Here is an 8,629-nt window from a genome sequence, read left to right as displayed (position 1 = left end):
ATTGCGTCAGACTCTAATCGATGATGGAGGAAAAATCCCGTGGCAGGTCAGCTTCGGTCGTTAGGAAATGAAGGCAATTGTCGATCACGGGCAAACGTGGGCGAGGAAAGTCTAACTCATTAGCTGTAACTGTATTGGTTATTAGGTCTGCAGGTCACAATTGAACCGCGTGTGGATAAGTATTTGCGAAGGTAGCGGGTCTGACGATGCTCCCTTTCGTGTTTGCAATATCCACCGTGCCGCTTGTGCCATTTCACCCGCAAAATCATGAGAGATCAGGTAATCCATGACACCGTTTTCCAGCAGGGCCTTGGAATGAACTGTCAATTCGTGTCCGACAAAGATGACATCGGCGGCCCCCCTTTCGGTCAAGGCTTGGGCAACGCCGCGGTTTGCACCGGCTGTGTTATACACCGCATCGGGGAAGCCGCTCGCGTCGAAATGGGCCAGCATCTGTGCGCGGATTGTTTCAGCTCGGTCGTCTGACAGCAGTCTTTCTTCGATTTTCAGTTTGGGGAAATTGGCGCGCAGGACGCGGCGAAATCCCATCTCCCGTTCTTGCTGGCATCGGAAGGTTTCGCTCATCACCAACAGGATGCGGCCCGGTGCGTCGGGCAGGGTCTGGCCGATCAGATGCGCTGCGACACTGCCTGCGGCGTGTTGGTCATTGCCAATATAGGTCGCCCGTCGGGACGAGGGCAGATCGGTTGTCAGGCAAACCACCGGCACGCCTTGGGCCATGAGCGCTCTGGCGGCGCGATTGATAGCAGGGTGTTCCCGCGCCACAAGGATCACCCCCTGAGCGGCCGCTCCGTCATCCTGCATCCGGCGGGCAAACCGGATCGGGTCCAAATCGCTGGTCGTTTCGAAATAGGGCGTGATCAGGATGCCGGGCACAGTCCGGTTTGCCTCGACCGCGGCGCGCTTCATGGCCTCGTTGAAACCCTCTCCGGATTCGCAGAACAGACGCAGATCCAAGGTGCCGCCTTCGCCGCGTTCCAGCATCAGTTTATTGTAAGCGTTCATGACGCGCTGGCGGGTCTTTTCCTTGACCCCGGGACGGTTGTTCATGACCCGATCAACCGAGGCCGTGCCCACACCAGCCAGTTCCGCGATTTCAGTGATTGTCGGACCCCGCCAGTTGGAAGGATGAGACGAAGGTGCCATACGATGCCTATTTTGATGTGATTACGATCAAAGTATGAGATTAGCCTATGTCCAATTTATCTATATAAAAAAGGAAAAATTTGCACAAAAATTCATTTTGATGTTTTTCACATAAAAAAAATGAAGCGGGCGAACTAGTCAAGAACCAGCGTTGAAAAGATATTACCAATCAGTTTGGGGGGAGAAGGCAAGTGATCACACCAACGGCGACCTGAGCCGATGTGATGTGAGCACCCAAAGAAATCTCAAACAACTTCGGGCAACAGATTCCCAAGTCGCGATCGCGGGTTGGCTGGTGACGTTTGCCCAAATTACAGCCCGGTAAGGGGTTTCAGTGTCGATCCGCCTTAGGGCGGGTAATTCAGAGGAGGTCATCGACATGAAATTTGAAAAGTTTATCGCGACCACAGCGACCGCTGTTCTTTTGGCAACCGGCGCACAGGCGCAGGACATTGCTGTCATCGTCGGCTCGGCGCAGGACGGGTTCTGGAACATGGTCAAGAAGGGTGTGGATGACGCAACTCTGATGGTCGAGGCGAACGGCGGCACCGTGAACTTCCTTCAGACCCAGAACTACGACAACTTCGGCCCCGATCTGGTGTCGCTTGTGGAGCAGGCCGTCGCGCAGGGCGCCGAAGGTATTGCCATCCCGAACTGGCTGCCGGAATCCGAGACCCCCGCGCTGAAGGCGGCCCGCGATGCAGGTGTCAAGATTATGTCCTTCAACGCCGGTCAGTCGGAAATGGGCGAATACGATGCTCTGAACTACTTTGGCTCCGATGAATATCTGGCCGGTGTGGCGGGCGGCAAATATCTGGCAGGTCAGGGCGCCAAGAAAATCCTGTGCCACATCCAGAACCCCGGCGCGGTCAATCTGGAAACCCGCTGCAAGGGTGTCGAGGACGGTGCCAAAGAAGCAGGCGCAGCAGCGTATATCCTGCGTGTCCCCGCGAATCTGGATCAGGACATGGTCGGTACATCCGAGGCTATCAAGGCCGAGCTGATCGCAGACCCCAGCATCGATGCTGTGATCAACCTTGCGGCTTGGGCGGCGGATGCCTCTGCGTCGGCAATCGATCAATTGGGCAAAACCGGCGAGGTCAAGCTGGGTACCTTTGACATGTCTGCCTCGGTTCTGGAGCGCATCTCGAATGGCACCCAGACCATGGCGATCGACCAGCAGCCTTACCTGCAGGGCTTCCTTGCGACCTCGATGCTGTTCGCGAATCTGAAGTTCGGGACCGAACTGGCGACCAAGCCCGTGCTGACCGGCCCGGCAATCGTCGATGCCTCGAATGTCGAGACTGCCATCGAAGGTGTGAAACTGGGTGCGCGTTAATTCCCGTTGAAAAATCAAGGGACTGGCCGGATTTCGGCCGGTCCCGTTCCAGTCGCGCATGCAGTCAGAATTACGGAGTCAATGCCAGTGACCGACCAATCCTCATTCGAAAGTTCGCCGGTTTCACCGGTGTCCAGATCTTTCTCGTTTAGCAGCCTTTTGCGCAGTCCCGCCTCCGGGGCGTTCATGGGCTTTGCTGTCGTCTTCATTCTCTTCTCGATTTTCGGGTTCGGACGTAACTTCCTGTCTGTTCCGGGCGTGACAACATGGGTGAACTACGCGTCGCTGGTTGGAATTATCGCCATTCCGGTCGGTTTTCTGATGATCTCGGGCGAGCTTGATATCTCGACAGGGGCGGTGCTGCCTGCGTCGACTATGACGGTGGCGATCGTGTGCGGCCACTACCAGATGCCCATCATGGTGGGGATTGTCGCCGCGCTGTCGGTGGGGGCGCTGATCGGGTTTGTGAACGGCTATATTGTGACCCACACCCAAGTTCCGTCGTTCATTGTCACGCTGGCAACCCTGTTCGCGGTGGCGGGCCTGACGCTCTATCTGTCGATCTTTTTCATCAATAACACCAACTCGTTCTACAATGCGCCCGCCTTTGCCAAAGCGCTGCTTGGCGGCAAGTTCTACGGGTTCAACTCCTCGGTGTTCTGGTGGGCCGGTTTGGTCTGCGTCTTCGTGTTCTTTCTGCACTATTCGCCCAAGGGCAGCTGGGTTTTCGCCCTTGGCGGTGATCAGGAAAGTGCACGCAACGCTGGCATTCCCGTCACCAAGCTCAAGATCGGGCTCTTCATGTTGTGCTCGACCGCGACTGCGTTTGCCGGAGTTCTGCAGGTGATCACCTTCAATTCGGCGACCTCGCAGGCGAACTTTGGCCTGATCTTCAATACCATTATTTCCGTGGTTGTTGGTGGCGTTCTACTGACAGGCGGGTTCGGGACAGTCATGGGCATCGTCTTTGGCGTTCTGACCCTGTCCATCGTGACCCAGGCCATCGGCTTTACCGAGATCGACAGAAACCTGTCCTTCTTGATCATCGGTGTGATGCTGCTGATCGCGGTTCTGATGAACGATACCTTCCGCAAGCTGGCAACCAGCTGGTCGAAACCCTCGAAAAAGTAAGCGATCATGTCTGCAAAACAGCCTATTCTCGAATTGCGTAACGTCGATAAATCCTTTGGTCCGATAGATGTGCTCCATGAAATCAGCATCAAGGTCCGCGCGGGCGAAGTTCTATGTCTGCTTGGGGACAACGGCGCCGGAAAATCGACCCTGATCAAGACCTTGGCGGGCGTTCACCAGCCCACCCGCGGTGAGTTCCTGATGGACGGACAGCCTGTGACCTTTGGTAATCCAAAAGAAGCGCAAGAGCGCGGGATCGCCACGGTGCACCAGTTTGGCGGGACCTACCCCCTGATGTCTGTGGGTCGAAACTTCTTTATGGGGTCGGAACCGACCAAGGGGTTCGGGCCGTTCAAGTACTTTGACCGGGCCAAGGCGAACCGTATCGCGGTCGAAGAAGTCCAGAAGATGGGCATCACCCGCATTACCGATGGCGACCGCTTGGTCGGTGGGCTGTCGGGCGGGGAACGTCAGTCGCTGGCCATTGCGCGGGCGGTCTATTTCGGGGCGCGTGTCCTGATTTTGGATGAACCGACGGCGGCATTGGGTGTCAAACAGGCAGCCCACGTTTTGCGCATCGTAAACGAGGCCAAGAAACGCGGGCTGGCAGTGATCTTCATCACCCATCAGGTAATGCACGCCATGGCAGTGGGGGACCACTTTGCCGTTCTGATCCGCGGTGCGATCGCTGCCGATTTCCGCAAGGGCGAGAAAACCCGAGAAGAAATCGCTGACCTAATGGCAGGCGGCGAGTCGATGGCAGAGCTCGAAGCGAATATCGAGGTCTATCAGCAGACCCACGACGGTCACGTTCCCCAAATGAGCGCCTGATCCCGTGGCGTGCCGCTGGCACGCCACACAATCCAACATAATCACAGTTGTCAAACATCGGTCGGCCCATTGGTCCGACCGGACAGAAGGAGTTTGCCCGTGACGCGAATAGCAGTAATCGGCGCAGGTATAATGGGCGAGGATCACGCAAGAATTGTTGCGCATGACCTGCCGGGCGCGACGCTTCAGGTTGTGTGCGATATGGACATCGCCCGCGCCGCGCTGGTCGCCCAACGTTTCGGGGCGCAGCATACATCGGATGATCCGCAGTCCGTGATCGCGCGGGACGACGTGGATGCGGTGATCATTGCGTCACCGGATTTCACCCATGCTCCGTTGTCGATGGCCTGTATCGCCCAAGGCAAACCTGTTCTGTGCGAAAAGCCATTGTCCCAGTCACCAGCGGAATGTTTGCAGGTGATGGCAGCAGAGCAGGCAGCAGGGCGCAAGTTCGTGATGCTCGGCTTTATGCGCCGTTACGACCAGTCCTATGTCGAAATGCGCGAGGCTCTGGTGTCTGGCGCAATTGGCCGCCCGCTGATGATGCACAACTTCCACCGCAACGTGGAAACCCCCGCAGCCGATTTCACGGGCGCTATGGCGATCACCAACTCTGCTCCCCATGAATTCGATATTGTCCGGCATGTGCTGGGGACAGAGTTCGTGTCGGTGTCGGCCTACCAGCCCAACCGCTCGGATGCGCGTGTCGCTCCGGTCGTCATGGTGCTGGAAACCATGGATGGCCAATTGGTGACGATCGAAGTGAACAATAACGCGGCGTATGGTTATGACGTCCGTGCCGAACTGGTCGGCGAGGCTGGTGCGATTGCGATGAACAACGTTGCCTACACCCGCACCGACATGAAGCTGGCGGCCTCGACCCGCTATGACACGGATTGGCGCGCTCGATACCGCGAAGCCTACGTGCGCCAGAACCGCGCGTTTCTGGACTTTGCCCGCGGTGGCGCGCTGCCGGCAAAGGCGTCGGACTGCTGGGATGGCCTCTGTGCCGCTCTGGTCGCCGAGGCGGGTGCCAAGGCGCTGGCGACGGGGGTGAAACAGGCGGTGAACCTGCCCCCGAAACCGGCATTCTATTCATTGGACAAGGGGATTGCGGCATGAAGCTCGGGTTTGTATCGGACAGCCTCGGTGGCATGGGCTTCGGTGACATGCTGGATCACGCAGTACGTATGGGCGTCAGCGGCGTCGAGGTGAACACCTGCGGGTGGTCAACGGCCCCCCATTTCGACCTTCAAACGATGTTGGCGGACGGGCAGGCGCGGCGCGACTTTGCTACGGCCTTTGACGATCGGGGCCTCGAGGTGATTGCCCTCAATGCAAACGGTAATCCACTGCATCCCACAGACCCCGCTCAGGGGCAGGGGCTAGAGGATACGATCCGCGTTGCAGGGGCCATGGGGATCAAGACTGTCTGCACCATGTCCGGTCTACCAGCGGGCAGCCCCACTGACGAAATGCCGAACTGGGTCGTGTCATCATGGCCACCGGAAACGCAGGCAATCCTGAACTATCAATGGCAGGAAAAGCTGATCCCCTATTGGACCCGCATCGCTGCGCTGGCGCGGGAACATGGGGTCGAACGCATTGCGCTGGAACTGCACGGAAACCAGTGTGTCTACAACGTGCCGTCCCTGCTAAAGCTACGAGCGGCGATCGGTCCGGTGATCGGGGCAAACCTTGATCCCTCGCATCTGTTCTGGATGGGCGCGGACCCGCTGGTTGCCGCAGAGGCTCTTGGCACTGCCATCTATCATGTTCACGCCAAGGACACGATGCTGAACGCCCCCGTACAGGCCACGACCAGTTTGCTCGAGAATGGCTCGCTCATGGATATTCCGGCACGGAGCTGGTCTTACATCACCCTTGGTTTCGGGCATGGCGAAGAATGGTGGCGGCAGTTCTGCTACCGTCTGAAGATGGCCGGATATGATGGCTGGCTCTCGATCGAGCACGAGGATGTTCTACTGAACTCTTTGGAAGGGTTGGAGAAATCCGTCGCGCTGTTACAAGGTGTTATGCCTGCAGCGCCTGCTGATTATAAACCGCAGGATATCTGACATGTCCTTTCAACTTGCTGCATGTGCGGAAATGCTCTGGCAACACAAACCCATCGCGTGGCGTGCCTCGCGGCTGAAAGAGATGGGCTTTGGCGTCGGCCTGTGGAATTGGCCCGAATGGGATCTGGAGGCGCTGGAGAAGACCGGCGCGTCCTTTACCATCATGAATGGCTATCTTCAGGGGCGTCTCATTGACCCCGAGGGGGCCGATGCGCTGTTGGCCTCTGCCAGACAAACAATCAAAGTAGGCAAGCGCCTTGGCGTGGCGCGTTTGAACCTACATGGCACTGGTCTGGGGGACGGCGGACTGCCCATCCCGCACCATGGGGCGTTCACGCCCAAGATGGCACTTTGTGCGCGCGATACCCTGCACCGGATTTGCGATCTGGCCGAAGCTGAGGGCGTTGTTTTCACGCTCGAGAACCTGAATCCGCTGGACCACCCCGGATGCCCTTTCGGCAGTACGGCCGACGTTCTGGGACTGGTCTCTGCGGTTAATCGCCCGCAGCTGCGCATCAACCTTGACCTTTACCACACTCAAATCGGAGAGGGCGATCTGATCCGCTGGTGCGAGGCGTGTCACCCTTGGATCGGTGAGGTGCAGGTGGCCGACAATCCCGGTCGCTGCCAGCCGGGCACCGGCGAGATCAACTATGTGGGTATCGCCAATGCGCTGGCGGCCATGGGCTATCACGGGCCGGTCGGCTTGGAGGCCTTTGCCCGCGGCGAAGAAGAGGCGGCGCTGGAAGCTTTCCGCTCCGCGTTCACAATTTAATCCTGAAAAGAGCATTTCATGTTGAAAGTTGGACTATTGGGCGCGGGGCGGATTGCCGGCGTCCACGCTAAAGCAATCTCCGAACACCCCGGCAGTGAACTGGTCGCTGTCTCGGACTACTTCTTCGAGGCCGCTGAAAAGTTGGCCAAGCAATATGGTTGCGCCGCGCGTACGACGGACCAGATCCTCGGGGACCCATCGATTGATGCTGTTTTGATCGCAACATCGACCGACACCCACTCGGATCTGATCGAAGCTGCCTGTGCGGCAGGAAAAGCGGTGCTTTGCGAAAAGCCGGTGGATCTGTCGCTCGCCCGAGCCCGCGCTTGTCACGCGGCGGTGGCCCGTTCTGATCGCCCTGTGATGATCGGCTTCAACCGCCGGTTTGATCCGAATTTCGGAGCTTTGCAGGCAGCATTGGTCGCAGGTGAAATCGGCAAGGCCGAGCTGCTGTCGATTACGTCGTTTGATCCTGCACCGCCGCCGATATCCTACATCAAGGTCTCTGGCGGAATATTCCGCGATATGATGATCCATGATTTCGACGTGGCGACCTTCCTGCTGCAAGAGGCGCCCGTGTCTGTATCCGCGACAGGTTCGTCCATCGTCGATCCGGACATCGGCGCGGCTGGTGACTTTGACACTGCTGTCGTGACCCTGCGCTACGAGAATGGCCGTATCGCTGTCATCAAGAACTCTCGACGTGCTGTTTATGGTTATGATCAGCGGGTTGAGGTCTTGGGCTCCTCAGGGATGCTGCAGGCCCAGAATGTGCTTGAGAACACAGTGGTTAAATCTACGGCTGCAGGGGTCTCGGGGGCGAAGCCGACCTACTTTTTCCTTGAGCGTTATATGGCGGCGTATGCGGCAGAATGGGCGGCATTCGTTGATGCTGTTGCGGACGGGCGCAGTGTTCCTGTGTCGCTTGATGATGGGGTACTGGCGCTTACGCTGGCTGAGGCCGCAACACGATCCGCGCAATCCGGCGGGCCAGTTCTTTTGAAGGAAGTGTGAACCGAGTCGGGGGCTCTGCCCGCTCTGGAGCCTCCGGGCTCCATTCACCTCCTGGGTATTTTTACCAAGCTGAATGTTTGGTGCATGGAAGGAATTAGGGATGCGTGATTTGGATGTGATTACGATCGGTCGGGCGGGCGTTGATTTGTACGGAGCGCAGATTGGTGGGCGGCTCGAGGACATGGGGTCTTTCGAGAAGTATATTGGTGGCTCTCCGACGAATATTGCGTGTGGAACGGCGCGTTTGGGCTGAAGACGGCTCTGATTTCCCGTGTGGGGAACGAGCATATGGGT

The 8,629-nt window shown here is 57.9% G+C and carries 8 protein-coding genes and 1 pseudogene; 8 read left to right on the top strand and 1 reads right to left on the bottom strand.

Features of this window, described 5'->3' with window-relative positions; translation table 11 throughout:
- Nucleotides 1–141 precede the first annotated feature (141 nt).
- On the bottom strand, nucleotides 142–1,167 hold the full coding sequence (locus HJ536_RS20480; RefSeq protein ID WP_177159245.1) for a LacI family DNA-binding transcriptional regulator: 1,026 nt from the start codon (nucleotides 1,165–1,167) through the stop codon (nucleotides 142–144).
- A 379-nt stretch (nucleotides 1,168–1,546) separates the two neighbouring features.
- On the opposite strand from HJ536_RS20480, the gene HJ536_RS20475 reads away from it, so the two are divergent.
- The 8 genes and pseudogenes from HJ536_RS20475 to HJ536_RS21040 all read left to right on the top strand — a co-directional run.
- Nucleotides 1,547–2,506, top strand: coding sequence for a substrate-binding domain-containing protein (locus tag HJ536_RS20475; protein WP_177159244.1), 960 nt, complete (start codon nucleotides 1,547–1,549; stop codon nucleotides 2,504–2,506).
- Nucleotides 2,507–2,692: 186 nt separating this feature from the next.
- Nucleotides 2,693–3,637, top strand: a complete 945-nt coding sequence (locus tag HJ536_RS20470; RefSeq protein ID WP_228028844.1) for an ABC transporter permease — start codon at nucleotides 2,693–2,695, stop codon at nucleotides 3,635–3,637.
- 6 nt (nucleotides 3,638–3,643) lie between these two features.
- Entirely contained in the window at nucleotides 3,644–4,468 is an 825-nt protein-coding gene (locus tag HJ536_RS20465) for an ATP-binding cassette domain-containing protein (RefSeq protein WP_177159242.1), read from the top strand.
- A 99-nt stretch (nucleotides 4,469–4,567) separates the two neighbouring features.
- Complete coding sequence (locus HJ536_RS20460) at nucleotides 4,568–5,590, top strand: Gfo/Idh/MocA family oxidoreductase (RefSeq protein ID WP_338082470.1); 1,023 nt, start codon at nucleotides 4,568–4,570, stop codon at nucleotides 5,588–5,590.
- Nucleotides 5,587–6,546 carry a sugar phosphate isomerase/epimerase family protein gene (locus tag HJ536_RS20455; protein ID WP_177159241.1) on the top strand — a complete coding sequence of 320 codons (960 nt, stop codon included), beginning with the start codon at nucleotides 5,587–5,589 and terminating at the stop codon, nucleotides 6,544–6,546. Before HJ536_RS20460 ends, HJ536_RS20455 begins: the two co-directional genes overlap by 4 nt.
- Nucleotide 6,547: 1 nt before the next feature.
- A complete protein-coding gene (locus HJ536_RS20450) occupies nucleotides 6,548–7,321 on the top strand; it encodes a TIM barrel protein (RefSeq protein ID WP_177159240.1) in 774 nt (257 codons plus the stop codon).
- An 18-nt stretch (nucleotides 7,322–7,339) separates the two neighbouring features.
- On the top strand, nucleotides 7,340–8,335 hold the full coding sequence (gene iolG / locus HJ536_RS20445; RefSeq protein WP_177159239.1) for an inositol 2-dehydrogenase: 996 nt from the start codon (nucleotides 7,340–7,342) through the stop codon (nucleotides 8,333–8,335).
- Between the two features lie 100 nt (nucleotides 8,336–8,435).
- Nucleotides 8,436–8,629: pseudogene (locus HJ536_RS21040) on the top strand (PfkB family carbohydrate kinase); the annotation flags it as partial.

The sequence above is a fragment of the Donghicola mangrovi genome (genome assembly GCF_013377535.1).
Classification (GTDB): Bacteria; Pseudomonadota; Alphaproteobacteria; order Rhodobacterales; family Rhodobacteraceae; genus Donghicola; species Donghicola mangrovi.
The sequence above is the reverse complement of the archived record's forward strand: the minus strand, read 5'-3'. Positions and strand labels throughout refer to the sequence as shown.

Coding starts and splice junctions, on each gene's coding strand:
- HJ536_RS20480 (WP_177159245.1), bottom strand. CDS start 1,167: ATGGCACCTTCGTCTCATCCTTCCAACTGGCGGGGTCCGACAATCACT.
- HJ536_RS20450 (WP_177159240.1), top strand. CDS start 6,548: ATGTCCTTTCAACTTGCTGCATGTGCGGAAATGCTCTGGCAACACAAA.
- HJ536_RS20470 (WP_228028844.1), top strand. CDS start 2,693: ATGGGCTTTGCTGTCGTCTTCATTCTCTTCTCGATTTTCGGGTTCGGA.
- HJ536_RS20475 (WP_177159244.1), top strand. CDS start 1,547: ATGAAATTTGAAAAGTTTATCGCGACCACAGCGACCGCTGTTCTTTTG.
- iolG (WP_177159239.1), top strand. CDS start 7,340: ATGTTGAAAGTTGGACTATTGGGCGCGGGGCGGATTGCCGGCGTCCAC.
- HJ536_RS20465 (WP_177159242.1), top strand. CDS start 3,644: ATGTCTGCAAAACAGCCTATTCTCGAATTGCGTAACGTCGATAAATCC.
- HJ536_RS20455 (WP_177159241.1), top strand. CDS start 5,587: ATGAAGCTCGGGTTTGTATCGGACAGCCTCGGTGGCATGGGCTTCGGT.